Annotated in this window: 25 protein-coding genes; 9 read left to right on the top strand and 16 right to left on the bottom strand. The window is 63.4% G+C overall.

Going from position 1 to position 25,023, the window contains the following annotated elements:
• Positions 1 to 94: 94 nt before the first annotated feature.
• Positions 95 to 895, bottom strand: a complete 801-nt coding sequence (locus tag H585_RS0111445; protein WP_027367912.1) for a glycosyltransferase family 2 protein — start codon at positions 893 to 895, stop codon at positions 95 to 97.
• Between H585_RS0111445 and H585_RS23270 the strand changes: the two genes are divergently transcribed.
• Positions 894 to 1,052, top strand: coding sequence for a hypothetical protein (locus tag H585_RS23270; RefSeq protein ID WP_154658853.1), 159 nt, complete (start codon positions 894 to 896; stop codon positions 1,050 to 1,052). The genes H585_RS0111445 and H585_RS23270 overlap by 2 nt on opposite strands.
• A gap of 210 nt (positions 1,053 to 1,262) precedes the next feature.
• Here H585_RS23270 and H585_RS0111440 read toward each other — a convergent pair whose 3' ends face one another.
• The 6 genes from H585_RS0111440 to H585_RS0111415 form a co-directional block, all read right to left on the bottom strand.
• On the bottom strand, positions 1,263 to 2,204 hold the full coding sequence (locus tag H585_RS0111440; protein WP_027367911.1) for an aminotransferase class IV: 942 nt from the start codon (positions 2,202 to 2,204) through the stop codon (positions 1,263 to 1,265).
• Between the two features lie 11 nt (positions 2,205 to 2,215).
• A complete protein-coding gene (locus tag H585_RS0111435; RefSeq protein ID WP_014258273.1) occupies positions 2,216 to 3,241 on the bottom strand; it encodes an aspartate-semialdehyde dehydrogenase in 1,026 nt (341 codons plus the stop codon).
• Between the two features lie 73 nt (positions 3,242 to 3,314).
• On the bottom strand, positions 3,315 to 4,187 hold the full coding sequence (gene metF, locus H585_RS0111430; protein ID WP_005985311.1) for a methylenetetrahydrofolate reductase [NAD(P)H]: 873 nt from the start codon (positions 4,185 to 4,187) through the stop codon (positions 3,315 to 3,317).
• A 34-nt stretch (positions 4,188 to 4,221) separates the two neighbouring features.
• Complete coding sequence (locus tag H585_RS0111425; protein ID WP_014258274.1) at positions 4,222 to 4,617, bottom strand: (deoxy)nucleoside triphosphate pyrophosphohydrolase; 396 nt, start codon at positions 4,615 to 4,617, stop codon at positions 4,222 to 4,224.
• 5 nt (positions 4,618 to 4,622) lie between these two features.
• Positions 4,623 to 4,934 carry a hypothetical protein gene (locus H585_RS0111420; protein WP_014258275.1) on the bottom strand — a complete coding sequence of 104 codons (312 nt, stop codon included), beginning with the start codon at positions 4,932 to 4,934 and terminating at the stop codon, positions 4,623 to 4,625.
• Between the two features lie 3 nt (positions 4,935 to 4,937).
• Positions 4,938 to 6,911: an ABC-F family ATP-binding cassette domain-containing protein gene (locus H585_RS0111415; protein ID WP_027367910.1), complete on the bottom strand. Its 1,974-nt coding sequence runs from the start codon at positions 6,909 to 6,911 to the stop codon at positions 4,938 to 4,940.
• A 277-nt stretch (positions 6,912 to 7,188) separates the two neighbouring features.
• On the opposite strand from H585_RS0111415, the gene H585_RS0111410 reads away from it, so the two are divergent.
• The gene (locus tag H585_RS0111410; RefSeq protein WP_244432528.1) at positions 7,189 to 7,755 is read left to right on the top strand and encodes a CAP domain-containing protein; all 567 of its coding nucleotides are present in this window, start codon (positions 7,189 to 7,191) and stop codon (positions 7,753 to 7,755) included.
• Positions 7,756 to 7,982: 227 nt separating this feature from the next.
• On the opposite strand, the gene H585_RS0111405 is transcribed toward H585_RS0111410, so the two are convergent.
• The 7 genes from H585_RS0111405 to H585_RS23055 form a co-directional block, all read right to left on the bottom strand.
• The gene (locus tag H585_RS0111405) at positions 7,983 to 8,561 is read right to left on the bottom strand and encodes a hypothetical protein (RefSeq protein ID WP_138708184.1); all 579 of its coding nucleotides are present in this window, start codon (positions 8,559 to 8,561) and stop codon (positions 7,983 to 7,985) included.
• Between the two features lie 12 nt (positions 8,562 to 8,573).
• Positions 8,574 to 9,371, bottom strand: a complete 798-nt coding sequence (locus H585_RS0111400; protein WP_027367907.1) for a dimethyl sulfoxide reductase anchor subunit family protein — start codon at positions 9,369 to 9,371, stop codon at positions 8,574 to 8,576.
• The gene (locus tag H585_RS0111395) at positions 9,368 to 9,937 is read right to left on the bottom strand and encodes a 4Fe-4S dicluster domain-containing protein (protein WP_027367906.1); all 570 of its coding nucleotides are present in this window, start codon (positions 9,935 to 9,937) and stop codon (positions 9,368 to 9,370) included. The genes H585_RS0111400 and H585_RS0111395 overlap by 4 nt, the downstream gene beginning before the upstream one ends.
• A gap of 17 nt (positions 9,938 to 9,954) precedes the next feature.
• Entirely contained in the window at positions 9,955 to 12,234 is a 2,280-nt protein-coding gene (locus H585_RS0111390) for a molybdopterin-dependent oxidoreductase (protein ID WP_051183104.1), read from the bottom strand.
• Positions 12,235 to 12,283: 49 nt separating this feature from the next.
• A complete protein-coding gene (locus tag H585_RS21365; protein ID WP_102046956.1) occupies positions 12,284 to 12,886 on the bottom strand; it encodes a TorD/DmsD family molecular chaperone in 603 nt (200 codons plus the stop codon).
• A gap of 388 nt (positions 12,887 to 13,274) precedes the next feature.
• The gene (locus H585_RS0111380) at positions 13,275 to 14,606 is read right to left on the bottom strand and encodes a LuxR C-terminal-related transcriptional regulator (protein ID WP_027367904.1); all 1,332 of its coding nucleotides are present in this window, start codon (positions 14,604 to 14,606) and stop codon (positions 13,275 to 13,277) included.
• Between the two features lie 361 nt (positions 14,607 to 14,967).
• Complete coding sequence (locus H585_RS23055; RefSeq protein ID WP_034627886.1) at positions 14,968 to 15,765, bottom strand: LEM-3-like GIY-YIG domain-containing protein; 798 nt, start codon at positions 15,763 to 15,765, stop codon at positions 14,968 to 14,970.
• 255 nt (positions 15,766 to 16,020) lie between these two features.
• Here H585_RS23055 and H585_RS0111370 point away from each other — a divergent pair, with 255 nt between their 5' ends.
• On the top strand, positions 16,021 to 16,476 hold the full coding sequence (locus H585_RS0111370; RefSeq protein ID WP_014258280.1) for a CBS domain-containing protein: 456 nt from the start codon (positions 16,021 to 16,023) through the stop codon (positions 16,474 to 16,476).
• Positions 16,477 to 16,708: 232 nt separating this feature from the next.
• On the opposite strand, the gene nadD is transcribed toward H585_RS0111370, so the two are convergent.
• Positions 16,709 to 17,446 carry a nicotinate (nicotinamide) nucleotide adenylyltransferase gene (nadD, locus tag H585_RS21355; protein ID WP_034627884.1) on the bottom strand — a complete coding sequence of 246 codons (738 nt, stop codon included), beginning with the start codon at positions 17,444 to 17,446 and terminating at the stop codon, positions 16,709 to 16,711.
• Positions 17,446 to 18,705, bottom strand: a complete 1,260-nt coding sequence (locus H585_RS0111360; protein ID WP_027367903.1) for a glutamate-5-semialdehyde dehydrogenase — start codon at positions 18,703 to 18,705, stop codon at positions 17,446 to 17,448. Before H585_RS0111360 ends, nadD begins: the two co-directional genes overlap by 1 nt.
• A gap of 282 nt (positions 18,706 to 18,987) precedes the next feature.
• Between H585_RS0111360 and H585_RS0111355 the strand changes: the two genes are divergently transcribed.
• The 6 genes from H585_RS0111355 to H585_RS0111330 all read left to right on the top strand — a co-directional run bounded on the left by H585_RS0111355 (position 18,988) and on the right by H585_RS0111330 (position 25,007).
• The gene (locus H585_RS0111355; RefSeq protein ID WP_027367902.1) at positions 18,988 to 19,665 is read left to right on the top strand and encodes a tetratricopeptide repeat protein; all 678 of its coding nucleotides are present in this window, start codon (positions 18,988 to 18,990) and stop codon (positions 19,663 to 19,665) included.
• 12 nt (positions 19,666 to 19,677) lie between these two features.
• Positions 19,678 to 21,561 (top strand): indolepyruvate ferredoxin oxidoreductase subunit alpha, encoded by a 1,884-nt coding sequence (gene iorA / locus H585_RS0111350; RefSeq protein WP_027367901.1) that lies wholly within the window; start codon positions 19,678 to 19,680, stop codon positions 21,559 to 21,561.
• Entirely contained in the window at positions 21,561 to 22,160 is a 600-nt protein-coding gene (locus H585_RS0111345) for an indolepyruvate oxidoreductase subunit beta (RefSeq protein ID WP_014258285.1), read from the top strand. The genes iorA and H585_RS0111345 overlap by 1 nt, the downstream gene beginning before the upstream one ends.
• Before the next feature lie 14 nt (positions 22,161 to 22,174).
• Complete coding sequence (locus tag H585_RS0111340; RefSeq protein ID WP_027367900.1) at positions 22,175 to 23,755, top strand: sigma-54-dependent Fis family transcriptional regulator; 1,581 nt, start codon at positions 22,175 to 22,177, stop codon at positions 23,753 to 23,755.
• Positions 23,756 to 23,819: 64 nt separating this feature from the next.
• Positions 23,820 to 24,134 (top strand): DUF6508 domain-containing protein, encoded by a 315-nt coding sequence (locus tag H585_RS0111335; protein ID WP_027367899.1) that lies wholly within the window; start codon positions 23,820 to 23,822, stop codon positions 24,132 to 24,134.
• An 81-nt stretch (positions 24,135 to 24,215) separates the two neighbouring features.
• Positions 24,216 to 25,007: a hypothetical protein gene (locus tag H585_RS0111330; protein ID WP_027367898.1), complete on the top strand. Its 792-nt coding sequence runs from the start codon at positions 24,216 to 24,218 to the stop codon at positions 25,005 to 25,007.
• The last annotated feature ends 16 nt before the right edge of the window (positions 25,008 to 25,023 follow it).

Raw genomic sequence — 25,023 nt, 5'->3', positions numbered from 1 at the left:
CATGGCTAGCAGAGCATTTTCAAAAGCAAAATGCTCTAATCCACGTTACCCAACGCGTGCCAGGCGATCCCTGCAGGTGTGGCATTCATGTACATTACAGCCGTTTATTCGGCTGGCGCTCCCGTGCGCGCTTGAAACGCCCCTCCAGGAGGAATGCGTACTTGGCGAATACAGAGAAGGCGCTCGTGTAGCTGATAAGCACTCCACGCCATCCATCACGCCAAGCCTGCTTGAGGATTAGCGTCTTAAAAAAACGCGCCATGGGTGAGAAGAGAAATTTATGCCAGCGGAAGCCCTTGCCCTGCTCCTCGTAGGCCTGTGCCCCGACCTTGGCGTAGCTGATCGTGACCGATAGATGGTGTGCCAGATCGCGATAGGAATCATGGAGGAAATCGCCCTCGCGTATCCGTTCGCTGGCGCCGTCGACCTCCATGAAGGCGTGCGGATCGCGGCCGGTCCAGCGGCCCTTCTCGCGGCGCGCCAGCCGGATGCGCCACTCGGGATACCAAGCATGCCAGATCCAGTCGCCCAGATACAGATTGCGCCGGTTGAGCCAATATCCGTCCGGCTTGGCGGGGCCGTCAGCCGTCAGCCGGCTTTTAATTGCCTGCGCCAGCTCGAGAGTCAGCCACTCATCGGCATCCAAGGCCAAGACCCATTCCTGGGTGCAATGGTCGTGGGCGATATTCTTCTGGGCCAGAAAGCCCGGCCAGGGATTGTGCACGACCTTGGCCCCGTAGGCTTCGGCTATCTCTAGTGTCCTGTCCGTAGAACCCGAATCCACTATCACGATCTCCGCGGCGATGTCCTTGACGCTCTCCAGGCAGCGCGGAAGGTTGCGTTCCTCGTTGAGCGTGACCACCGCTACTGACAGCGGCAAGGAGACTTGGTGCATGCTGTACTTCCTTAAAGAAAACAGGCTTAGAGCATTTAGCTTATTAGAGCATTTTGCTTTTGAAAATGCTCTGCAAGCCATGCGTCGGCATGGCTTGCCGCCGCGCAGGCGCAGGCGCAATTCACTTGCGCCGTCAACGCCGGAGCGGGCGTCTTAAAAACAATCTGCTCTAGCATGGAAGAGCTTTGCTCTGCCTAGCTCCCAGCAAGAGCCCATTCCGAATAAGGTCCCCTGCTCCCTATTACATTGGCAAGCTGCTTTGATCGCGGCCTGGAGAACTCGATGGCGGGGCTGGGCTCACTCAATGCGATGAGGCCCCGGCAGCTTGTCTGTCGGGGCCTTCGTTTCTCGTTGCGTCGAATCCGGGCTAGAACGGCGTTCCGTTCTCCACCAAATCCTGCTGCAGGAGCTGGCGCATGCGCTTGCTCACCGGGCCGGGTTTGGCGTTGTGGATAGGCTTGTCGTTGTAGCGCACCATGCTGATGGCGTCGTTCGAGGTGCCCACCACAATGACTTCCTTGGCGTCCATCAGCTCATCCTCGCGCACCTTGCGGAAGCGGACTTCAATCTCGGGCTCGATGAGCTCCACGGCGCGGACCATGGTCGTGCCGGCCAGGCAATTGGTGAACTCCGGCACGATGAGCGTGCCGGTCTGATCCACGATGCAAATGTTCTCCGTGGCGCCCTCGGCCAGGAAACTGTCGCGGTCGAAGCACACGGGCTGGTCGTAGCCCTTCTCCAGGGCCTCGCGACGCATGAGCACGTTCGGCAGGTAGTCCGTGGACTTGATGGTTGCCATGTGGGCTTCCTTGGCCGGGATGCTCGTGCGGAAGCCCGTGACGCCCTGCTCGAACGTCTCCTCGGGCTTGGGCTTGAACCTGTAGGCCACGATATGCAGGCTCGGCACCGGGCACTCGGTGGGATCAATGCCGAAACCGCCGGGGCCGCGTCCGATGAGCACGCGCAGGTAGCCTTCGTCGTGCTCCGCGGCCTTGGCTACCTCAAGGCACATTTCGCGAATCTCCTCCCACGGGCAGGGCGGGGCCATGTAGATGGCCGTGCAGGAGCGCTTCATGCGCCGCAGGTGCGGATCGAGCTGGTACATCTTGCGGTCGATCCACTTCATGGTTTCGAATACGCCGTCGCCCCGATGCACCAGATGGTCATCCAGGGGCAGAAGCATGAGCCGAGGATCACGGCAGATGAGCCCCACGCGGTGCTCGTAGAAAGAGTAGATCTTCTCGGCGCCGGGACGCCGGGCGTCCAGCATGCGCTTCAGGTATTCATCCGTATCGGCGATGCGCAACACGTGATTTGTCCCTACTTCTTGACCCGCAGCAGTTCGCGCCGCACGAGTTCCTCGGCGATCTGCACCGCGTTGAGGGCCGCGCCCTTGCGGATGTTGTCGGCGACGATCCACATGTTCAGGCCGTTATCGATTGTTTCGTCCTTGCGGATGCGGCCGACGAAGGTATCGTCCTCGCCCGCTGCCACAATGGCCATTGGATAAATCTTCTCGCTCGGATTGTCGAACACGCGCACACCGGGGGCCTGGGACAGGATGGCCCGCGCTCCCTGCGGCGTGATGGGCTTCTCGAACTCAACGTTCACGGACTCGCTGTGGCCGTAAAAAACCGGCACGCGCACGGCGGTGGCCGTGACCTTGATGGAGTCGTCGCCCATGATCTTCTGCGTTTCGTGAACCATCTTCATCTCTTCCTTGGTGTACTCGTTCTCAAGGAAGACGTCGATCTGCGGCAGGCAGTTGAAGGCGATCTGGTGCGGATAAACTTCGGGGTTGGCCTCATGGCCGCTCATGAGCCGGCGCACTTGGTTCTCCAGTTCGACGATGGCCTTCTGGCCCGTGCCGGACACGGCCTGGTAGGTGGAAACCACCACGCGCTTGATGGTGGCCACATCGTGCAGAGGCTTGAGCACCACAACCATCTGGATGGTCGAGCAGTTTGGGTTGGCGATGATGCCCGGATGCCATTCCAGGTCGTGCGCGTTGACCTCGGGCACAACCAGCGGAATCTTGGGGTCCATGCGCCAGGCGCTGGAGTTGTCCACGACCACGCAGCCCTGCTGGGCCGCGAGAGGCGCGAACTTGAGGGAAGTGCCTCCGCCGGCCGAGAACAGGGCCAGATCGAAGCCCTTGAACGAGTCTTCCTTGAGCTCCTTGACGGTCAGCTCGCCGTCACGAAACGGCACCTTGCTCCCGGCGGACCTGGACGAGGAGAAGGGGGTCACCTCGCAGGGGAACTCCCGCTGCTCCAGCGTCTTGAGCATCTCCCGGCCTACGGCGCCCGTGGCGCCGACCACTGCGACTTTCCACTGCTTGCTCATATGCAGCTCCTTGAAAAAATATAGTTTTCCGGCCGCTGCTCGCGGACGGTCCACGGCTTGTTGCGGGTAAGACCTACAATTTGAGGCCGTCCACGATCTCCAGACAAGCGTCAGCCTTGTTCAGCGTGTACAGGTGCACTCCCGGCGCGCCCAGCTCGAAAAGCTTCTTGGACAGCGAGGTCGCGAATTGGATGCCGATGCGACGCACGGCTTCACTGCCTCCCTGCTCATGGGCCTTTTCCAGGTCCAGGTAGAGGTTGCCGGGGATATTCGCCCCGCACAAGGCCAGGATGTGCCGGATGGACTGCAGGCTCATAATGGGCAGCACGCCCGGTATGATGGGCACGGATACGCCCATGTTGCGCAGTCGCGTCACGAAGTCCTCGTACAGGCGGTGATCGAAGAAAAGCTGGGTGAGGATGAAATCGGCTCCGCGATCGATCTTGAACTTGGTCCACTTGAGCTCTTCCTCGATGCTCGGCGACTGCGGGTGCGGCGAGGGGTAGCCGGCCGCGCCGATGCAGAATTCGGGGAAATGCCTGCGCACGAAGGTGATCAGATCGGAGGCGTGTTGAAACTCCTCGTTGTCGGGCACGAAGTCGCAAGAGCCTTTGGGCGGGTCGCCGCGCAGGGCCAAGATGTTCTCGATGCCGGCCTTGCGCAGCTCGGTAAGGAACTCGGAAATTTTCTCTTTGCTCGCGCCCACGCAGGTCAGATGCACCAGCGGTTCGATGCCCACTTCATTCTTGAGCCGCTTGGCGATCTCCAGGGTATTGGCCTGACCGGAGCCGCCGGCCCCGTAGGTCACGGAAGCGTAAAGCGGTTTGGCGGCCTTGAGACGCTCGGCCTCTTCGAAGAAAAGCGGCCAGGCATTTTGGTCTTTAGGCGGGAAAAATTCCAAGGAGACGAAAGGTCTCCTCTTTCTCATGAGATCGCTGATACGCACGGTGCACCCCTCTCGTAGGTGGGAAGGTTAGGTGTCACAAGCGGGCCAGTTGCGCAAGCACTTCCTCGTCCGCAGGCAGGAACGGCACATTCGGCGGCTCGTGCGGGGACAGCCACTTGAGCCGCTGCCCTTCAAGGCCGCGAGGCTCGCCCAGAAAGACGCGCACGTGATAGAAGCGCAACCTGACAGTGGCATGCTCGTAGGCGTGGACCTTCTCCCGCCAGTAGTCGAATTCAGTGGGCGTAATGCCCAACTCCTCATGCAATTCACGCGCGAGGGCTTGACCGTACGTCTCGCCCTCGTTCACCTTGCCTCCGGGAAACTCCCACCAGCCGGCCATGGCCTTGCCCTCGGGACGATCCACGGCCAGGAAACGTCCGTCGCGCCAGATGATCCCGGCCACAACGTCAGTAAGCTTAGCGGTGTTCATGCCCTTCAGCCCAGCAGGTCGTCAATGCCGGTCTTGCGGGACTTCACTGCGCCGTGTTCGATGGAAAAACGCAGGATAAAACCCTCGTTGTGGTCAATAAGATCGATCTGGCCGAAACCGGTCGGGGCCAACTCGCGGGCAATGGCCTCGGCGGCCTGCTCCACCATGGCCGGATCAACTGACCAGGCCTCGTGCTCGATATTCAGCGACCCCTTCGAAAACTCGACGACCTCGAAGGGCAGCTCGCGCCGTATGCGCGAAAAGCCCTCTTCCGGCAGCCGCTCGGCATTGCCCCAGACCCTGCAACCCTTGCGCATGCCCTACTCCTCCGCCAGCAGTTCGTCGCGCCGACGCTCGAGCTCGGTGATGGATTCCTCCAGGCTGGAGAAATCCATGAAAAGCTGCTCCTCGCGCTCCTTGGCCTGCTTGTACTCGCTGGTCAGCCGCACGAACTCCTCGGTCTTGGAATACGTGGCCGGATCGGCCAGCAGAGTCTCCAGCTCGGTCTGCCGGGCCATGATGGACTCCAGCTCGCGCTCCACGCGGGCGTAGGCCTCTTTCTTGGGCGCCAGCTCCTTGGAGACGGCATTGCGGATCTCGGCCCTGCGGCGACGCTCTTCCTTGTCGGGACGACGCCTGCCCGGCTCCAGGATGACCCCCGCCGGCCCAGCCTGAGCAGCTCTGACAGCCTCGGCCCTGCGCCAGTCGTCGTACTCGCCGAAGCCGTTCTCGAAGACTCGCAAGCCCTCGGGACCGACGGCCCAGACCTCGTCCACGGCTTCGGTGAGCAGGAAGCGGTCGTGGGCTACCAGGAGCAGCGTGCCCTCGTAGCCGTTGAGCGCCTCGATGAGCCCCTCGCGGGACTCCATGTCCAGGTGGTTGGTGGGCTCGTCCATGACGATGAAGTTGGCCCTGTTCATGAACAGGCTGGCCAGAGCCAGGCGGCTCTTCTCTCCGCCCGAGAGCTTGGATACGGGCCGGTCGAAGTAGTCCTCGCCAAGCAGGAACAGGCCCAGCACGCCGCACAGCTCTTCCTCGGTGGTGCGCGGGTCCAGCAGGCGACGCAACTCGGCGCGCACGGTGTTGGAGCCCACCAGCACCTCGGCCTGATGCTGGCTGAAATAGGCCATTCGCGTGGACGGACCCAGCAGCACCTGGCCTTTGTTGGGGTGCAGTTCGCCGACCATGAGCTTGAGCAGCGTGGACTTGCCCGCGCCGTTGGGGCCGGCCAGGGCGATGCTCTGGCCGCGGAAAATGTCGAAAGTCAGCGCAGGCCACAAGGCTGGCTTGCCGGGAAAGGCGAACTCCAGGTCCTTGGCATGGGCCACGACCTTGTCGCTCCGGTCGGGCTTGGGCAGCGTGAAGCTCAGGGTCTTGCGCCGCTTCTCCAAGGTGAAGTCGTCCAACTCGCCGCGCAGCCGCTCGGCCTGCTTAAGCTTGCTCTGGGCCTGGCTGGCCTTGCGGGCCTGGGCCCTAAAACGCCGCACATAGTCCAGATTGTGCTCGATGCGCGCGCTGATCTTGGCGGCCTGGCGCTCCTTGTGCTTCTCGTTCTCAACGAACCATTCAAGAAAGGAGGTGAAGTTGCCTCTCTTGACCACCGGCTTGCTGCCGCCCAGGAAGAGCACGTGGCTGGCCACGTTGTCCAGAAAGGTCCGCTCGTGGACCACGAAGATGAGCGCGCCCTGGAAGGCGAGCAGGAACTGCTCCAGCCACTCCACGGCTTCAAGGTCCAAGTGGTTGGTCGGCTCGTCCAGGATGAGCAGGTCGGCCCCGGCCAGCAGCACGCGGGCCAGCTTGGCCCGCTCTCGCCAGCCGCCCGAGAGCCGGCGCATGGGCTGCTCGAATTGCTCCATGGCGAAGCCCAGGCCCAGCAGAATGGCCCCGGCCTTGTGCTCGGGGTTGTAGCCGAAGGTCTGCTCCAGGTGGGCTTGGCGCGCGGCGAGCTTCTCCAGCTTGTTCTTGTCTCCGGACTGGGCCGCCTGCTCCCACTCATGCCAAAAATCGGCCCACGAGGGCAGCGCTTCCAGGACCCAGGACAGCAATCCGCTCTCCAGGTCCAGGTCACCCAATTCCTGGGCCGCATAGCCCACGCGCGCGCCCTGGGCTATCTTGATCTTGCCCGAATCAGGCTCCACATCACCCGTGATCGCGCGCAGCAGGGTGGACTTGCCGCAGCCGTTGGGTCCCACCACGGCCACACGTTCGCCGTGGTCCACTTCCAGGCAGATGCCGCTGAACAGGTCATGGCCCGCATAGGACTTGGTCACATCAACAAGTGTCAGAATGGACATTGGTCGCTTCGCCGTATGTTGAACGCGAGACGCGTTTCTGTCATGGTGTTAAAATGAGACGAGAATCCGTCGGGCCAAGTCGAATCAAATAACCCGAATCCGTCGGGCCTTCAAGGCCTCGTGCCGAAGCCCGCCGCACGGGAAACAGGAGGAAAAATCGATGCCCAAATGGACCGGTTGGGCCGAATGGACAAGATGGCCAAGGCACGCAAGCAGCACGTCCGCATATGCCCTCAAACCATGCGTCCGCCTGCTGTGCCTGGCCTTGATAATATTGATGGCTGCCCTTGTCTGGTCGGCTTTCCCGGCAATTCAGGCCACGGCGGCGACACCTCCCGGCTCCCAGGCGCCCGTCAACCTCAAGGCCGTGGCCGATGCCGTGCACAAGCGCATCAACCAGATCAGGGCCGAGCACGGACTGAAAACCCTGACCCATACCAAGGAGCTGGCGGCCATAGCACTTAGCCACAGCCAGGACATGGCCCGACGCAACTACTTCAGCCACAACAGCCCCGAAGGCCGGACACCCTCGGACCGGGCCGACAAGTATGGCTACGAATGCCGCGTGCCCGTGGGCGGCAACAGGTACCAGGGCATCGGCGAGAACATCTTCCAGGTCACGGCCTACAAGAACATCCGGCGCACCATGCGCGGCGGGCAGCAGGTCTCCGAGGAGTACACCTGGTTCACGCCCGAGGAGATGGCCGAGAAGATCGTCACCGGCTGGATGAACTCCCCTCCGCACAGGGCCATCATACTCAACAAGCACTTCACCAAGGACGGCCTGGGGCTGGCCTACTCGCCGGGCAACAAGACCGTCTACATAACGCACAATTTCTGTTGAGCAAGGGCGCGAGAAGCGGCGCGGCCTGAAAAGGCCCGAGCAGCTCCAGATCCAGGCGCGGGTCTTTCCAGCAGGTGTTGCGGACCAGGCCGCAAACGTGCACCAGGCTGAGCATGAGGCCGTGCGCGAAGGGTGTTGCGGTGATGGAAATGGTGATTGCTTGCCTAGGTGGTGGCGAGATAGAGGCTGAGGGCGAGTTGTGCGATGGGCCAAGGGCCGCTCGCTGCTCAGGGGCGGATGCGCACCAGGGCCTCCTGCTCCAGGAGCGTGGCGGCCTTTACTCCGCCGCAGCTGGATTTGGCGACCAGGCTCAGGCGGATGGCCAGGCGGTAGTCCCCGGGCACGGCTGCGACGAAGCGGATGCGCGGGAAGCCGGTCAGCAGTCTGGGCCGGCGCTCGCCCGTGGCCCCGGCCGGGGCCTCCAGCACGTCGGCCAGGCTGGTGACGAAGAAGCCCATGGGCACGTCGGGAGGCGTCAGGGCCAGTTCGAGCATGACCGCCTCCTCCACGCGGCCTTCCACTCTCGGCGTCTTCAGCTGCGCTTTGTGGCGCGGCGTGGTCAGGGGGCAGGCCTCCGCCCTGCCCTGCGTCGTCTCGCCGGCAGCCGTGCCGGGCGTTCCTGCCAAGGCCTGCGGTCGTATCGGGGCCGGCGCAACCGCGAGGCCCAGACACGCCGCCAGGCACACGGCCCAGCGGGCGAGGCTGGCCCGGCTCCAAGGACTCGGGACATGGGAGCCGGGAAGGGTTTTACCCTCCCCGGCTCCCTCCCACCAGAAGCGGGTACGCTCCTGAACCGCGCATCTCATTCGCGAACGACCCTAATAGAGGCCGCCGATGCTGGTGGCGGTGTGCACGGTTGCGGCAAAGAAGATCATGCGGCCCATGAGTTCACCCGCCAGCAGCGGCGCCAGCAGCCAGGCCGGCACGCGCCTGGCCTTCCACAGCACCACGAGCGGCAGGACCAGACCGACGACGATGCGGCCCCAGTACAGGGGCGAGGACATCCAGGCCTTGCCCGTGGCGGCCATGACCGTTGAGCCGGACAGCCAGACGCAGGGCACGACCAGGTAGACCACCAGGGCGATGATCAGGCTCACGCCCAGGATGGAGCACAGCATGGGCTGCCTGGATTCGGGGCTGAACAAGGCGGCCACTCCGGATCCGAGCAACAGGGCCGTCAGCAGGAAGAAGACCAGCGGCAGGGCGTTGTTCAAGGCCGGATAGCTGGGCGGCGCATAGGTCATGCCCATGGCGAACACGGCCAGCAGCCCAACGAGCGAGGCCGTCAGGACAAGGACCTTGCCGATCTTCTCCCTGGCCGTCAGTGCGCCCGCCACGGCCAGGGCCAGGAACAGACCCGTGCCCAGAACCTCGCGGGACAGCCAGGCCCTGCTCAGGTGCTTGATGGCACCCAGCGCGCCCAGCGGATGCCCGAGGTGGAACAGGGACGCGGCGAGCCCCAGGAGCAGGATGCCCGAGGCCGTGAACCACTCCCTGCGCACGTCGCCCGCGAGACCCGGGGCGGCGTGCTGGCGCAGGCCGCTGACCAGCACCGTGCCGACGGCCGCTTGTGCCAGCACGGTGAACAGGACAAGGGGGATTTCCAGGGAACTCATGCTTCGTCCCTCCTGATGAATGTGGGCAGCTTGGGCGCGCGGAAACGCACGGACGGGTTGAGGGCCGGGAACTTGGGGAAGCCTGGAGGGAACCGGACCAACCCCGTCTCATCCAGATCCGCCAGATCGACCATGCGTAGCGCCGATACCGGGCAGGACTGCACGCAGGCGGGCAGGAGCCCGGCGTCGACGCGCTGCCAGCAGAAGCTGCATTTCTCGGCGTGCTTGCCCACCGGGTTGTACTTGGGCGCGCCGTAGGGACAGGAGCGGATGCAGTTGCCGCAGCCGATGCACTTCTCCTGCTCGTGGACAACGATTCCGTCCTTGTCCCGCTTGTAATAGGCCTTCACGGGACAGACATTCAGGCAGGTCGGATTTTCACAGTGATTGCAGGCCAGGGAATAGAAGGCCCGCTCCCGATGGGGGTAGATCTCTGCCTTGAGGTCGTGGACCATGCGCCAGACGACCCCGTTTTCCTGGTGATACTGGTTCTTGCACGCCATGGCGCATGTGAAGCAGCCGATGCAGCGCTCGGCGTCGACGTAGAATGCGAGTTGCCGTTGCATTGCCTTCCTCCCTACCCTTAGGCCTTGGCCAGGTTGGCGAACTGGTCGTGAATGGCCACGCCGGGCTGCCCGGTCTTGTATGCGCCCATGTCGGCGGGCGTGTCGTCGACCAGATTCTGGCAGTTGTAGGACATCCTGCGGAACCAGGCCTCGTACATCATGATCGTGTCGGCCGGCACGTTGTCCGTGAGCTTGCAGCGCAGCCTCTCCTGGCCGATGTCGTTGAAGACCCGGACCATGTCGCCTTCCTCGATGCCGTGTTCCGCCGCCGTCCTCGGGTGGATGTAGACAAAGGGTTCGGGATTGAAGTCCTCCATCCAGTCCAGGTTCACGAACTGCGAGTGCAGGCCGAACTTGGTGTGGGGAGTCAGCAGCCGCAGCCTGGCCGTGGGCTTGCGCGGCTGCACGTACATGGGCAGGGCCGCGTGGCCATGGGAGGCTGCCAGCTCGGACTTGAACTCGTACTTGCCCGAAGGGGTGCCGAACTTCAGGTCATGCCACGCCGCCGACGAGGGCATGCGCGCCTTCCTGGGACCGGCCTTCAGCTCCTCCCAGGAGGTGATGCCGAACAGGTCGTGGATGCCCTGGTTGAACTCCTTCTCCATCCACTCCTTGGTGTCGATGTCCGTGGGGAAGGTGCAGGAGCCCGGAGCAAGCGCGTTCATCTTCCTGGACAGCGCCGCGGCGATCTCGATGTTCGACTTGGCCTCGTACATGGGCTTGATGGCCTGTTCGTTGATGGACAGCCAGTAGTGCCAGTAGGAGACGTTGACGCTCCACTCCTCGAACAGGGTGGTCACAGGCAGGACGATGTCGGCCATGGCCGCGGTCTGGTTGAAGAACTGGTCCACCACGACCACCGTCTCCAGCTTCTCGAAGGCCTTCTGCAGCTTGTTGCGGTCGAAGTCCTGGCTGAAGGGGTTCTTGCAGGAGACCCACAGCATGCGCACGGGCGGGTTCTGCGCGTCGAGCAGCTCCTGGGCGGTCTTGTTGATGTTCAGGAGGCGGTCCGAGTAGGACACGCCCTGGCCCTCGTCGCCGGTGAAGTGGAAGTCGCCCTTGACCTCGACCTTGCCGGGCACGCCCTTCTTGCCCTCGGGCCGCTTCTGCAGCATGGCGTGGTAGTTGAAGCCCCAGGTCCGCAAATGGCCGTAGCGCGCCCCGCCGCCGACCTTGCCCACGTTGCCCGTCATGGCCACCAGGGCGTCCACGGCGCGCACCGAGGCTCCACCATTGGCGTGGCGCTGCATGCCGTAGCCGATCCAGATGGTGGCCGGCTTGGCCTGGGCGAACTCCTCGGCCACGCGGGCGAGCCTCTCGGCCGGGATGCCGGACTCCTGCGCGGCCCATTCCACGCTGACGCTTTCGCGCAGGTAGGCGGCGAACTCCTCAAAGCCCACGGAATTCGCCCGGACCCACTGCTCGTCCACCAGGCCCTTATCCAGGATGTGGCGGGCCATGCCCAGCGCCAGCGCGCCGTCGGTGGAGGCCTTGACCTGCCAGTACTCGTCCGCCTTGACCGCGGTCTGGGTCAGCACCGGGTCGATGCACACGACCTTGGCCCCGCGCTCGCGGGCCTCGTAGATGTACTTGACCGAATGCACCGAATTCCAGGCCGGGTTCGCGCCCCACAGGATGATGTAGCGGGACTGCGCCATGTCCTCGGGGTCGTTGCACCACATGTCGCCCATATCGTAGTTCTGGGCGTCGATGCCCGCTGGCCAGCAGGGAGTGCCGGTCAGGCGCGTGGTGTAGCCCAGGGAGGTCAGCAACCCCTCCACGCCGTAGTTGGTGATGCCGAAGTTGCCCGAATACTTGGTCAGCGCAAGGCCCAGCAGGTTGCCGTCCAGCGCCTCCATGTCCAGGAGCTTTTTGGCGATGCGCTCCATGGCCTCGTCCCAGGACACGCGCTTCCAGTTGCCGCTGCCGCGGCCCTCCTGGACCATGGGATACTTGATGCGGTCCGGGCTGTAGGGCCGGCGCGTGTAGGCATAGCCCTTCACGCAGGTTCCGCCCCGGGTGAAGCTCGATTCGGGCGCGCCCTCGATGAACTGGATCACGCCGTCCTTGACGAAGGTCTTGATGCTGCATGTGTCGTAGCAGTTGCGCGGGCAGGCGTTGCGGAACACCTCATAGCCGTCCAGGTAGGCGCCGCCCGCCGGGGCGCTCAGCGGGCGCAGGAAGCTGCCCGGCACGGCGGCCAGCGCGCCTGCGGCCAACAGCCCTTCGAGGAAGCGTCTCCGGGACAGGCCGCCCCCGGAGGCCTGCGGACTTCCATTCGCCTTGGTTCGGGTCATGCTGTCATCCTCCGATTTATGCTTACGCTCAGGCAATTTGCTCATACGCTCAGGCTTTGCCGCTCGTGGCGGCGACTCCCTCATCCAGCCAGCGCAGGAGCTGGCGGACGCAATACGCGATGACCGGGGTTGTCGAGGCGGCCGCCTCCACCCGCGCGGCAAAGGCAGGCACCCAGGCCGCCATGTGCTCGCCCACGAACCAGGCGTACAGCTCGCTCAATGTCCGGTCGGGCCTTTGCTCCAGGGCCGCGTGCATGATCGCCGCGCAGTCCAGCTCCAGGCCCAGGTGGTCGTCGGGCAGGCTGCCCTCCAGAAAGGAGGCCAGGCCCAGGGCGTGATAGACGCCGCGCACGCTCAGGGTCGTTTTGCCCATGACCAGGGGCTCGGGCTCCAGGTAAACCGAGGCGAACGGCGGGGCCTCCAGGGCCATGGGCCCCACGAAAAGCCGGTTGAAGGCGAACTCGACCTGCGCCGGATCGGCTGCAGCCAGGTCCGGACCGGCGGCGTCCTCGCAGGCCAGGAGCCGCGCGGCCCGGACCATGTCCGCGCCGCCTGAGGCCAGGAAGAAGTCTCGCAACGCGCAGGCACGACGTACGTCCTGCGCCAGAGGCCGCCTGAGTTCGCCAAGGGATTCAGGGCAGTGTGTGTGCATGGTCCACCAATAGGGACCATAGGGCAGCTGTCACAAGGAGAGGTATTGGGGAAAGAATGGGTATATTCATATACCCAATAGCGCATTTTGCTTTTGAAAATGCTCTGCAAGCCATGCGTCGGCATGGCTTGCCGCCAGCTTCGGCGTAGGCGCAATTCACTTGCGCCGTCAACGCTGGAGCGTGCGTCTTAAAAGCACTCAGTTCTAGGGCCGCAGCAAGCAAGCGCGCGGCGCTGCGGCGGATCTCCCTTGAACCGGGCAGGGCGCCGCCCTCCCCGGACGCCACCCGCAAGGGGGCGCGGCCCCGGCACGTCCTCCAGAGCCCGCGCGGTTCGTTCGCGGGCCGCATAAGGGGCTGCAACGGCCCTGGGCCGCCGGTACTAGGGGCTCAGGACGCCGACGGGGCGAGGGACTGCAGGTAGGTGTACAGGTTGATGTCCTGGCCCTGGAGGGCCAGCTTCTTGCGTATGTTCTTGCGGTGGGTCTGGATGGTTCCGGACGAGAGGTTCATGGCCTCGGCGATGTCCTTGCTGGAGCTGCCCGCGCGGATGAAGCGGCAGATCTTCATCTCCATGGGCGTGAGCTTGAGCAGCCGCGCATCGCCGTCAGGCCCCACGCCCGGGGCCAGCTTCACGAGCTGGTCTCCCAGGATGTCCAGGTAGCCCTTGCGCACCTCGGCCGCGCTTTCCCGGCGCACGCGCTCCAGGGCCGGCAGCAGCACGGTCTCCACGATGTGCGCGATCGCGTGGCGATCGGACTCGCGCTCCTTTTCCACGCTGCTCATGACGTGGCGCAGGGTGATATTCATCTCCTGCAGCTGCGTCTTCTCGGCGCGCAGGGCCTCGGTGCGCTCGGCCACCACTTGTTCAAGCCTGTCGCGCTGGCGCACGTGCGCCGTGATGTCGTTGAGCACGAGGATGTAGCCTCTGGAGGCCAGGCTGACCAGGGACAGCGGAATGATCTTGAGTTCGAAGTAACGCTCCTCGCCCTGCGGCCCGGACTCAGGGGCATGGATCTCGTGGGCCTGCTCCGAGGGGTAGTAGCGCAGGACCTCGGCCATGGACCCGCCTTCCAGCCCCAGGGCATCCCAGACCGCGAGCCCGCCGGCCAGGCGCTCGCCAAAGATCCTGCGCGCCGCGAGGTTGGCCTCCAGCACCGTGCCGTCCTCGGCCACGACCAGCACGAGGTCCGAGATAGCGGCCAGGATGTTCTCGTACTTGTTCTTCTCCAGGGTCAGCAGGCGGTTCGAGCCTTCCAGGCGCTCGTCGGCCTCGCGCCGGGACAGGGCTGTCCACTCGGCCACGAGCGCGGTCTCGAAGGCGTCGGCAAAGCGCTGGATCACCCGCGCGCAGGCAAGGCGCGCGGCATGGGGCGCGGCGATGGCAGGCAGCAGGTCGACCACGGCCTGCACCATGGTCTTGAAGCAGCCGATGAACATGTCCTGGGTCACGCCGCGGAAGCGGTGCCTCCGGGCAGCCTCCAGCAGATGCCCGCACCAGACAGTGTCGCGCGCCAGTTCCCCGAACTCCGGCACCCTGCCCTGCGCTTCCAGGGTGGCCAGCATGGGCTGCAGGAAGATCTGCAAGGACACGATGCAGTCTTCCCGCTTGGCCGTGGTGTGTTCGAGGTAGCCGGCCTTGCGCATGCCTTCGGCCCACAGGGCCAGGAAGGACTCCATGTGCTCGGGCAGCGTGCGAAGGATGGAGAGGGTGTTGTGCATGGTCGATGTGTGGCGCGGGCACGGGCGCGTGGCCCGTGGCGCTGCTGGTCCTTGGGATGTCTCCCGTGGGTTGGATGGCAGTACGGAGAAGGGCAAAATCCCCTGCTCGCGTCAATGGCCAGGCGATCCAGCATGGGACATGACGCCCTGATGCGTCCTTACGTGTCTGCCGGATGCCTGTTTGTGGATAGGGTTACCTGTTTGGAGTCAGGAGTTCAAGACGTGGTCAGCTCTCCCCTATCGTCGATGAGAAAGCGAACAAGGCACGCATTGGGCGTGTGGGCAACGTACGCTCCAGTAACCAGGTCGTGATCATCACGTGAGCCATATCAATAAAAGTCGATATTACAAGGCATTGCGATCAACGTGCGTTTTTGGCCCTACTCCTATTATCAACATAACGTACTGAATACTGCGCTCCTCTTTTCCTCCAAAGATTCACTCGCTTGCCTACGAAGGAATCCCAAATTGTCTGATTGGCCATTTTACCTTCGAAGCCCAAATTGAGCTTACCTTCTTTATTCCAAGACGCACCTTGCTCGGGAAAGTTTTCGACTGTAGCTTCAAGCCACCTTTCAGCCACATAAACGCCACGGATTATACCCCAAGCTACAGCAAGCACATAGTCACTTCCTTCTGCACGTGACCTCTCTACTCCCCAAGCATGCCGAACACATTCATAAACATTTGGTCGATTCCCTATGCTTTTATTGATGTTGATAAGCATATAGTTGCAACTATCATCAAAGACCGCCTCTTCTGCAGCATATTTTACAATAATCTGATTTACATGTTTAGGACCAAATTCAACAGATCCAGCACCTAACTGCTTATTGGTCAACCCTGGGTAGACATCGATCAACGCCGATTCAACAGCTTTGGCCTGCTCTTCGGATAACCCATGGCAATGAATCACGTGGTGGACATCAAAGCCCTCGGCATCTATCTGGCGGATGCGCTCAAATTTAACGTCTTCTCCTGCATCTTCCAGCAAAGTAACTCCATTCACGTTCAATGCAGCGCGAACATGTTCGAAAATTCGATCACCTTGGCCACGCCCAACGTAAAATGTTTCTCCATTACGCGGGTCAATCAAACGGTAGACATAACACTTGAGCTTTTCAGCGACTTCAGGCGGAAAGCGCAGCTCTTTCAACATCTCCTAGTCCTTCCTTTTGCAATAGACTTAAGCCGTGCAGACAGTTTCACGCGGGTGATTTCGCCCTGACGGCTCTACTCTGAAGCTGTCTGCCTCACCGGAACAGGCTGAAAACCCGCTCCCGTTCCTTGTGTGCGAAGGATTCTCGCTGCTCTTGCCCGGCCGGATAAACTTTTCGGCCGAACAGCCGATTGTATTACTAGAACATAACTCAGGACATTCATCCTGATTCGCAACCATAACGAGGTCCCCGCCATGCTAGTCGACGAGGCCATGACCAAGAAGGTGCTCACTGTTGAGCCGGATACCAAACTGGAAGCGCTGCTCAGCACCTATCGCCACGACGAGATATCCCGGCTGGTCTATGTGGTTGACAAGAAGGAAGGGCTGCTCGGGATCATATCGAGCTTCGATATTCTCACCAAGCTCGTGGGCGGAACCGGCCTCAACAAGCTGCTCGGTCGGCGCACGGTGTTCGACATCAAGGACGGCATCGAACAGCACAAGCACCTTACCGCCGCGGACCTGATGATCACCAACTACTTGAGCGTCGCCCCGTATGAAAACGTCACCCGGGCCATGGAGATCATCTCCCAAAAGCGCATTCTGGCCCTGCCCGTGGCCAGCGACAACAAGCTTCGCGGGGAGATCAGCCGTTACAGCATTCTGCGCGCAATCGCCCGGGCCGGCATGAGACTGCCGCTAGGCTAAAGCAACTTGCAGATGAACCGGGAAGGGCTTCGCCCTCCCCAGACCCCACCCACCAGGGAGCCAGGCCCCCTGGACCCCACATTTCATGTGCGTATTGCTTTAACCGCCAGACTGTCCGCCTCGACTCGTGGTACGCCCTGGGACACGCTGGGTTCCGAACGGCAAGGCCTGCGCAACGGCTGAACCATATTGAGATTCGGCGCGCGGAGGCACGGAGCAGGCGGAACTTGCCTTATTCCTCCCCGTCGTCCTCCGCCCGGCAACGCGTGTGCTTGCCCTCGGGCCGTACGCTCCAGATGCGCCGAACTTCCTCCCGACGCTCCATGAGCACTTGCTCGACCTCGCTGGGCACCAGATAAACCAGGGACCGGCCGTCCAGAAAACGATACCGGATATCCGTGGCGCTCACATCCAGGCCCGGCGCATGCACGTACTGCAAGAGATTGCCGCTGGGCAGCCGCCAGCAGGCTTGGCAGTTGCTCGGCTGCGCGGAGTGCGCGCAAGCGGATAGACGCTCGGCGTCGGGCCAGAATCGCGGCACGAAATCCGCCACAGCCTGCAGATCCTTGCCAAAGCGCGGCACCACCACGAAGTTGGCCAACTCGTGCATCTCGCGGCCCCGGTGCCATAAGTCGAGCAGAAGCAGATCGCTGGCCCCCAGGATGAAATACAGCTCGGCATCGGGCAGAATCTCCCGATAGGCCGACAAAGTGCGATGGGTGTAGGACGGCTCCGGGAGCAAGGCCTCCAGATCGTTGAGGGCCAGACCCGGAGCCTGCTTCACGGCGGCCTTGAGGATCAGGCAGCGCAGCCAGAAAGGCAGGAGGTCCGAGGCCTCCTTGTGCGGCGGCGAAGCCACGGGCACCATATCCACCTGGTCGAGTTCGAGCGTCTCGCGGACCTCGATGGCGATGCGCAAATGACCCACATGGACCGGGTTGAAGCTGCCGCCGAAAATGCCCAGGCGCATCAGGTCCTGACCTGCCCCTTGCCCAGAATCACGAACTTGGAACTGGTCAGCTCGCGCGCGCCCATGGGCCCGTAGGCGTGCAACTTGGAGGTGGAGATGCCGATCTCCGCGCCCAAACCGAGTTCGCTGCCGTCATTGAAGCGTGAGGAAGCGTTGGCCGCAACCAGGGAGGCGTCCACTTCACGCAAGAAGCGCATGATGCGCTCGTGGTCGCGGGAGATAATGACCTCGGTATGGTTGGAGCCATAGCGCGCGATATGCTCCTGGGCCTCATCCTGGCTGTCCACGACCTTCACGGCCATGATCAGGTCATGGAACTCGAAGCCCCAATCGGACTCCTGCGCGGGCTTGGCGTGTTGACCTAACAGCGGCAGGGCCCGGGGGCAGGCGCGGAATTCCACTCCGGCTTCGCCGAGTTTGGCGGCTACCTTGGGCAGGAATTCCCCGGCCTCGGCCGCATGCACGAGCAGGCCTTCCAGGGCGTTGCACACCCCTGGCCGCTGGCATTTGCCGTTGAAGACGATCTCCAGGGCCTGTCCCAGGTCCGCGCCCTGATCCACATAGGCGTGACACACGCCCTTGTAGTGCTTGAGCACGGGCATGGTGGCCTGTTCAACCACGGCGCGAATGAGCCCTTCGCCGCCGCGCGGGATGACCACGTCGATGAGGTCGTCCATCTTGAGCAGGGCCGTTACGGCGGCGCGCTCGGTGGTGGGCACCAGGGTCGCGGCGGCCGCGGGCAGCCCGGCCTTGGCCAGAGCCTCGCCCAGCATGGCAGCCAGCAGCGTATTGGAGTGGAAGGCCTCGGAGCCGCCGCGCAGGATGACCGCGTTGCCGGCCTTGAGGCACAGGATGGCCGCGTCCACGGTCACGTTGGGCCGGGACTCGTAGATCATGCAGATGACGCCCAGGGGGATGCGCATGCGTCCCACGAGCAGTCCGTTGGGCCGCTGCCACATGGTTTCGATGGCGCCCACCGGGTCATCCTGGGCCGCCACTTCGCGGCAGGCCTGGATCATGGAATCCACGACCTTGGCCGTGATGGTCAGCCGGTCTATCTTGGGTTCGTCCAGGCCGTTCTGCCTGGCTTGCCGCACATCCTTGCCATTCGCGGCGAAGATTTCCTCGCGCCGTTCGTGGAGCATTTCCGCGAGGACCAGGAGGGCTTCGTTCTTGGCCACTCCGCCTGCCTTGGCCATGCCTCGGGCCGCCTGCCTGGCCGCTTCGGCCAGTGCGCGCATCTGCATCTTCAGTTCCATATTCGTCTCCATGAGGCTGGTCTTTCTGCCGATTGTCTAGCAGACCGTGCCGAGAAACGCCACCAGCCAGCCGGGAGCTGCGACGAGCAGGTTGTACGCTTTTGTTAAGGCAAAAGCGGAATCGAGCCTCCTAATTTTGCTAAACTTGCTCACGGCCCTAGACGTGCAAACAATTGGATGACAGGAATGGCTCCAGGATTATTTTGATCTTTTTGTCATATGCTCGTACAACCATCCACTCGCATCCGCGAAATTGAAAACAAATTCGAAGGAGCCTCTATTATGGCTGACAAGCGTCCTGCGCAGCCCGAACCCGGCCTGACTGCGGCCGTTGAACATGATGAGCTGCACCCCATCCTGCGATTCTTGACCGACAATCTCAAGGTCATAGCCTTTGCCGTAGGTGGACTGATTCTGGTCGTAGCCCTCGCCTCGGGCTACCGAGCCTGGCGCGATTCCCGCCTGGCCGACGCCAGGGAAGAGCTAGGCAAGCTTGTGGCCGCCAGCGGCGAGAATCGCCTGACGAACCTGCAGGCTTTTGCCGAGCAGGCTCCCTCGGCCCTGCGCACGGCGGTCCTGTTTGAGCTGGCCAACGCCGCTGTCGAGGAGGACAACCAGGCAGTGGCCCTGGAGGCTTTCCGCAAGCTGCGCGACACCGCCGGCGACGAATTGCGCGCCACGGCCGAGCTGGGCATGGCCAACGCGCTCATGGCCACGGGCAAGCCAGACGAGGCTCTGCAAGGCCTCAAGGCCGCATCCGGCATCCCCGAAGCCTACCAGGCGCCCCTGACCCGCGCACGCGCCCAGGCCGCCGAGGCGGCCGGCCAATGGAACGAGGCCATCGCAGCCTATGAGGCGTTGCGCGAGCTGGAGCCCGCCAACGCGGAATTCATCGCGGCCAAGATCGCCGAGCTTCAAGTCAAGCAAGCTCAGGCCGGCCAGGCCGCATCAGCTTCATAAGGATGATATGACATGAGCAAACCGATTCTGACCGGCAAGGCCGGCGAAACGCACCTGCTGCTGGGTAACGAGGCCATCGTGCGCGGAGCGCTGGAGGCCGGCATCGACGTGGTGTCCTGCTACCCCGGCACGCCCTCCTCCGAGGTCCCGGACACCTTCTTTGCCCTGAGCGGTGCCCAGGGCGGGGACGACTACTACTTCGAGTACTCGGTAAACGAGAAGGTTGCCCTGGAAGTCGGCGGCGGCGCGACCCTGGCCGGAGCCATGACCCTGGTGACCATGAAGCACGTCGGCGTGAACGTGGCCGCCGACCCGCTCATGACCCTGGCCTATATCGGCACGCCCGGCGGGCTGGTGCTCCTGTCCGCCGATGATCCGGGCTGCCACTCCAGCCAGAACGAACAGGACAACCGTTACTACGCCCGCCTGGCCGGACTGCCTTGCTTCGAGCCGGCTACGGCTCAGGAAGCCAAGGACATGGTCCGCGAGGCCCTGCTCCTGTCCAGGCAGTGGCAGCAGCCCGTGCTGCTGCGCACGACCACCCGGCTCAACCACCTGCGCGGCCCCGTTGCTTTAGGGGAGCGTGCGGCCAAGCAGGCTCCGGCCGGCTTCCAGAAGAATCCCCGGCGTTTCGTGCCCATCCCGGCCGTGGCCCGCGTGCGCCATGGCGAGCTGCTCAAGAAGCTGGCCGAGGCCGCCGAGACATCCGAATCCACATCCTTGAACCGCGTGCACGGCGAAGGGAAAGTGGGCGTGGTCGCCTCGGGCATCAGCCGGGCCTACCTGGCGGACGCGCTGCAGGACTCGGCTTTGGCCGGCAAGGCCCGCGTGTTCGAGCTCGGCATGAGCTGGCCCCTGCCCGAGAAGCGCCTGCTCTCCTTCATGTCCGGGCTGCAAACGCTGCTGGTGCTTGAAGAGGGCGAGCCGATCCTTGAAAACGAGATCCGCGCCTTGGTCCAGCGTAGCGGCAAGGCATTCAACAGCCTGGACATTCGCGGCAAGGGAACGGCCGGGCTTTCGCGCATGGGCGAGTACGCCACCGGGCTGGTGCGCCGCGCCCTGGCCGAGGTCCTCGGCGTGAACCTGCCGGAAGGCCTCACGGGCTCGCCGACCTGCGCCGTACCCGAAAACCTGCCCCAGCGGCCGCCCAACCTGTGCGCCGGTTGCCCTCACCGGGCCACGTACTTCGCCGTGCGCAAGATTTTCGGCGACAACGCCGTGTATTCCTCGGATATCGGCTGCTATACCCTGGGCATCCTGCCACCTCTGTCCGCGGCGGATTTCCTGCTGTGCATGGGCTCGAGCATCTCGGCCGGCTCCGGCGTGTCCAAGGCCTCGGGCCAGACCACGATCGCCTTCATCGGCGATTCGACCTTCTACCACTCGGGCATCACCGGCCTGGTCAACGCCGTGTTCAACAAGCATGATATCCTGGTGGTCATCGTGGACAACCGCACCACGGCCATGACCGGTCACCAGCCCAATCCAGGCGTGGACGTGACCATTCAGGGCGCCTGCGACTCCCAGGTGGACATCGAAGCCATCGTGCGCGGCTGCGGCGTGTGCAACGTGCAGACCGTCAACCCGCTCAAGCTCAAGGCCTTCAATCAAGCCCTGGAAGAGATGAAGGCCGCCAGCGGCGTGCGCGTGCTCATCGCCCGCGAGGCCTGCCCACTGCACGCCCGCAGGCTTGAGGGTCGCAAGGTCACTCGCGTGGCCTACGTGGCCCAGCAGGGCGAGGACGTGCTGGCCTGCCTGGAGACCCTGGCCTGTCCGGCCTTCTCCCTGGTAGGCGGGGCCGGCGGCGAGGTGCGCATCGACGAAGACCAGTGTTCGGGCTGTATGGTCTGCCTGCAGATGGCGCCCGGCATCAAAGCCAAGGGGAGGGGCGAGTAATGGCCAAGGACAAGGTGCGAATCCTGCTGACCGGCGTGGGCGGCCAAGGCACGCTCACGGCCACCAAGATCCTGGCCGAGGCGGCCCTGGACAAGGGTCTGCACGTCACGGCCGGAGAAATCCACGGCATGGCTCAACGCGGCGGCGTGGTGGAATCCGCGGTGCTCATCGGCGGCTATCTGAGCCCCAAGCTCGGCTATGGCGAGGCCGACGTGCTGCTTGGCTTCGAGCCGCTGGAAACCCTGCGCGCCCTGCCTTACCTGGCGTCGGGCGGCGTGGTGGTCTCCAGCTCCGAGCCGATCCTGCCTATCGGCGTGTCCCTGGGCCGCGAGCGCTATCCGGAATTGGCCGATATCGAGACCAAGACCCGGCAGTGCGCGGCGAGCGCCCATTTCCTGCCCTGCCTGAGCCTGGGTCGCCAGGCCGGTACGACGCAGAGCGCCAACATGGTGCTTCTGGGCGCGCTGTGCGCCCTGGGGCTTGCCCCGCTGAGCCTGGAAGACCTCAAGACGACCATGGCTCGCCGGCTCAAGGCCCGTTTCCTGGAGATCAACAACAAGGCCGTCGAACTCGGCGCCGCCGCCGTCAAGCCAGCCTAATTGGAACACCCCTTATGGATTTGATCAAAAGCACGGATGCCGCCAGCTACTTGCGGGCCCTTCGCCAGATGATGGACGAGATGGGTCCGCACGCAGCCTTGCAACCGAGCATGAAAAGGCTGTTGGAGATACTGGCGGAAACCTTCGGCTACAAGCGGGCCTTCCTGGCCATCTTCGACACCGAAACAGGCACGCTCAAGATCGGCCTGACCTACAGCCAGCCGAAAGTCACCCAGGCCACTTACACGCCGGGGCAGGGCATCATCGGCCAGGTCTTCCAGACCGGCCGGCCCATCGTCATCCCGCGCATGAAGGACCATGCCGAATTCCTGAACAAAGCCTTCGGCCGCAGCCAGGAAGAATTGGCCAGCCTGGCCTTCATCAGCGTACCCGTGCTCCTGCCGGTACGATCGGGAGAACGCGAAACCCTGGGAACCTTGAGCGTGGACATACCGACTCAGTCCCAGGAAGTCCTGGACTCGCACTGCCAGTTTCTGGAGGTCGTTGCCGGACTGGTGGCCACGCAAGTGGCCCGCCTGCAGGAGGAGATGGCCCTGCAGCGCCACCTCATCGCCCAAGGCCTCATGATGCACCACACGGGCGAGGTCAACATCACCGCGCCCGATATCGTGGCTACCTCAAAGTCCATGCGCCTGGTCCTGCAGCAGGTGGCCCAAGTGGCGCCCAGTCGGGCCACGGTGCTCCTGCGCGGCGAATCCGGCACAGGCAAGGAATTGCTCGCCGAGGCCATCCACGCCGGCAGCCCGCGCAAGGACAGGCCGCTCATCAAGCTCAACTGCGCCGCCCTGCCCTCGGAACTCATCGAGAGCGAACTGTTCGGCCATGAAAAAGGCGCCTTCACGGGCGCCGTGGCCATCAAGAAGGGTCTCTTCGAGTTGGGCCACAAGGGCAGCCTTTTCCTGGACGAGATCGGAGAACTGTCCCTGGAGGCCCAGGCCAAGGTGCTGCGGGCCATCCAGGAAAAGGAGATTCAGCGCCTGGGCAGCGAGCAGACCCTCAGCGTGGACGTGCGGCTCATCACGGCCACGCACCAGCCGCTGGAGGAATTGCTGACCGAGGGCCGTTTCCGCGAAGACCTCTACTATCGCATCAACGTCTTCCCCATATTCATCCCTTCCTTGCGGGAGCGACGCGAGGACATCCTGCCCATCGCCGAGCATTTCCTGGGGTCCTTCGCCCAGGAGTACGCCAAGAAGATCAAGCGCATCTCCACGCCGGCCATCGACCTGCTCGTGCAGTACCACTGGCCGGGCAACGTGCGCGAGTTGCGCAACTGCATGGAGCGCGCCGTGCTCATCTGCGACGAGGAGGTCATCCGCTCCTACCATCTGCCGCCCACGCTGCAGACCGCGGAGAGCTCGGCCACCGACTCCAGCCTGTCCTTCGGCGAGTCCGTGGCAAAGTTCGAGCAGGAAATCCTCGTGGATGCGCTCAAGAAAGCCAAGGGCAACATGCTCCAGGCCGCGCGCGACCTGCGCGTCTCCTATCGCATCGTGAATTACAAGGTGAAGAAGTACCGCATAGATCCCAAGAAATTCACGGGCAGCCTGCGCCGACGCAGGGGTCCGGCATGATGCGCCGGCGCGCCGGACGGGACCATTCCCGTCCGGCGCGCGGCCATCCGTTCGCACCGCCAGCATGATTCCCCGCAATATCCTGCGCAAGCACATCGAGGCCCTGGAGCAGGGCCGGCTCATGGCCATTCCCGAACTGGTGGAGGACCTCAAGCGCCACCAAAGCCTCGATTTCTTCGATTGGGCCGCATGGCACAAGGAAGCCTTCCGACTGCTCGCCGAGCAAAAGCTGATTGGCGAGGCGGATCGCGGCACGACCATACGGCTCATGACCTTCCTGGTGCGTTCCGACCAATACCGACCCGGCACCTTGAGCCGGGCTGTGCGGAAAGGCAGCTTCCTGGCCGTGCTGCGACGGCTGGAGCATTTTCTATCCTGAAGGCGTTATTTCTAACAGCCGCAGGTCCGGAATGGGGCTATGCTTCTTTACTGGAGCAACCCCTTACCCGGAGCGCACTGCATGCCGCCGTCCCGGAAGCCTCTCCCAAAGCTCTCCCAAACCGGCCGTTCGATCATTATCCTCCTGGCCGCCCTTGCCGTGCTTCTGGCTCCTGCCTGCGCTCCCCGCAATGCCTCAAGCTCCATGGCCGAGGATACGCTGGTGGTTTCGCCCACGCCGCCGCTGGTGCTCAAGGTGGACAAGGAATTCGTCTACGTCGGCGAGGTCAGCCTGGGGCCCGAGACCACAGGCGAACCCTTGGGCCTAAGCTTGGAGGAGCAAGTATTTTTTGATGTCGATCAACGCGGACGCGTAACGCGCGCCTTGACCATCGGCACCATGCTTCCGCCGGAAGGCGCGAGTTTCAACGAACTCATCTGGGTGCCAGCGGATCAACTCGTTTACGGCGGCGAGGTTTTCGGCGGTCTGGACTTCCGCGGCCGCACCGTGGCCGTGCCCGTGGACGAGAACTTCTATCTGCGCCAGCAGGCCGGCTTGAGCGGCTACTCGTTCCCAGACCTGCTGCTGGTGCGCGAACTGGGTCTGCTGGTGGACGATACCGGTGTTTTCCTCATCAGCTATGCCGAGGCCGTGGACGGCGCTCTGGAGGACTGGGAATCAGTCAATGCACTGAATGATGAGCGCACGAATCAGGTGTTGACCATCTCCAAACGCCTGCAAGGCAGCATACAGGCCGTGGAGCCTTCCGAAGGCCTGCCTGGCGAGGCTCCGGCGGAAGAGTCCGGAGGCCAAGAAACCCCGGCTGGACCGGCCTGCTACCCCTCGCATGATCCCACCTTCAGCCCTATTTGACCGGGGGCTTGATTTT

The sequence above is a fragment of the Desulfocurvibacter africanus subsp. africanus DSM 2603 genome (assembly GCF_000422545.1).
Taxonomy (GTDB): Bacteria; Desulfobacterota; Desulfovibrionia; order Desulfovibrionales; family Desulfovibrionaceae; genus Desulfocurvibacter; species Desulfocurvibacter africanus.
Note: the sequence above shows the minus strand (reverse complement) of the source record. Positions and strands in the feature narration are given on the sequence as shown.

Coding starts and splice junctions, on each gene's coding strand:
- H585_RS23270 (WP_154658853.1), top strand. CDS start 894: ATGCTGTACTTCCTTAAAGAAAACAGGCTTAGAGCATTTAGCTTATTA.
- H585_RS0111445 (WP_027367912.1), bottom strand. CDS start 895: ATGCACCAAGTCTCCTTGCCGCTGTCAGTAGCGGTGGTCACGCTCAAC.
- H585_RS0111435 (WP_014258273.1), bottom strand. CDS start 3,241: ATGAGCAAGCAGTGGAAAGTCGCAGTGGTCGGCGCCACGGGCGCCGTA.
- H585_RS0111425 (WP_014258274.1), bottom strand. CDS start 4,617: ATGAACACCGCTAAGCTTACTGACGTTGTGGCCGGGATCATCTGGCGC.
- H585_RS0111420 (WP_014258275.1), bottom strand. CDS start 4,934: ATGCGCAAGGGTTGCAGGGTCTGGGGCAATGCCGAGCGGCTGCCGGAA.
- H585_RS0111415 (WP_027367910.1), bottom strand. CDS start 6,911: ATGTCCATTCTGACACTTGTTGATGTGACCAAGTCCTATGCGGGCCAT.
- H585_RS0111410 (WP_244432528.1), top strand. CDS start 7,189: ATGGCTGCCCTTGTCTGGTCGGCTTTCCCGGCAATTCAGGCCACGGCG.
- H585_RS0111405 (WP_138708184.1), bottom strand. CDS start 8,561: ATGAGATGCGCGGTTCAGGAGCGTACCCGCTTCTGGTGGGAGGGAGCC.
- H585_RS0111400 (WP_027367907.1), bottom strand. CDS start 9,371: ATGAGTTCCCTGGAAATCCCCCTTGTCCTGTTCACCGTGCTGGCACAA.
- H585_RS0111395 (WP_027367906.1), bottom strand. CDS start 9,937: ATGCAACGGCAACTCGCATTCTACGTCGACGCCGAGCGCTGCATCGGC.
- H585_RS0111390 (WP_051183104.1), bottom strand. CDS start 12,234: ATGACCCGAACCAAGGCGAATGGAAGTCCGCAGGCCTCCGGGGGCGGC.
- H585_RS21365 (WP_102046956.1), bottom strand. CDS start 12,886: ATGCACACACACTGCCCTGAATCCCTTGGCGAACTCAGGCGGCCTCTG.
- H585_RS0111380 (WP_027367904.1), bottom strand. CDS start 14,606: ATGCACAACACCCTCTCCATCCTTCGCACGCTGCCCGAGCACATGGAG.
- H585_RS23055 (WP_034627886.1), bottom strand. CDS start 15,765: ATGTTGAAAGAGCTGCGCTTTCCGCCTGAAGTCGCTGAAAAGCTCAAG.
- H585_RS0111370 (WP_014258280.1), top strand. CDS start 16,021: ATGCTAGTCGACGAGGCCATGACCAAGAAGGTGCTCACTGTTGAGCCG.
- nadD (WP_034627884.1), bottom strand. CDS start 17,446: ATGCGCCTGGGCATTTTCGGCGGCAGCTTCAACCCGGTCCATGTGGGT.
- H585_RS0111360 (WP_027367903.1), bottom strand. CDS start 18,705: ATGGAACTGAAGATGCAGATGCGCGCACTGGCCGAAGCGGCCAGGCAG.
- H585_RS0111355 (WP_027367902.1), top strand. CDS start 18,988: ATGGCTGACAAGCGTCCTGCGCAGCCCGAACCCGGCCTGACTGCGGCC.
- iorA (WP_027367901.1), top strand. CDS start 19,678: ATGAGCAAACCGATTCTGACCGGCAAGGCCGGCGAAACGCACCTGCTG.
- H585_RS0111345 (WP_014258285.1), top strand. CDS start 21,561: ATGGCCAAGGACAAGGTGCGAATCCTGCTGACCGGCGTGGGCGGCCAA.
- H585_RS0111340 (WP_027367900.1), top strand. CDS start 22,175: ATGGATTTGATCAAAAGCACGGATGCCGCCAGCTACTTGCGGGCCCTT.
- H585_RS0111335 (WP_027367899.1), top strand. CDS start 23,820: ATGATTCCCCGCAATATCCTGCGCAAGCACATCGAGGCCCTGGAGCAG.
- H585_RS0111330 (WP_027367898.1), top strand. CDS start 24,216: ATGCCGCCGTCCCGGAAGCCTCTCCCAAAGCTCTCCCAAACCGGCCGT.